Here is a 380-nt window from a genome sequence, read left to right on the forward strand (position 1 = left end):
CGAGAGCCGTAGTTCGGCGGGAAGTCGCAGCATCGTGGGCATGATGCGCGAGGAAGGCACGGCAATTGGCCGCTTCAAAGTCAGTCGTTTGATGGAGGAGTTGGGGCTGGTCTGCAAGCAGCCTGGCCGCCATGCCTATAAGCAGGCCACGGTAGAGCGGGTCGATATTCCGAACCACCTCAATCGTGAATTTATAGTGGAGGCGCCAAATCAGGTCTGGTGCGGGGACATCACCTATGTCTGGGCGCAAGGGCGATGGTATTACTTGGCCGTGGTACTGGACTTGTTCGCGCGCCGCGCGGTGGGCTGGGCATTCTCGCCAAGGCCCGACGCTGACCTTGTTGTGCAAGCACTGGAAATGGCCTACGAGCAGCGAGGCC

At 60.3% G+C, this 380-nt stretch carries 1 protein-coding gene; it reads left to right on the plus strand.

What is annotated here, in order from left to right:
- The coding region (locus KW842_RS27220) for a DDE-type integrase/transposase/recombinase (protein ID WP_218307310.1) at window positions 1-380 on the plus strand (380 nt) is incomplete at both ends.

Source organism: Duganella sp. sic0402, assembly GCF_019219065.1.
Lineage (GTDB): Bacteria > Pseudomonadota > Gammaproteobacteria > Burkholderiales > Burkholderiaceae_D > Rugamonas.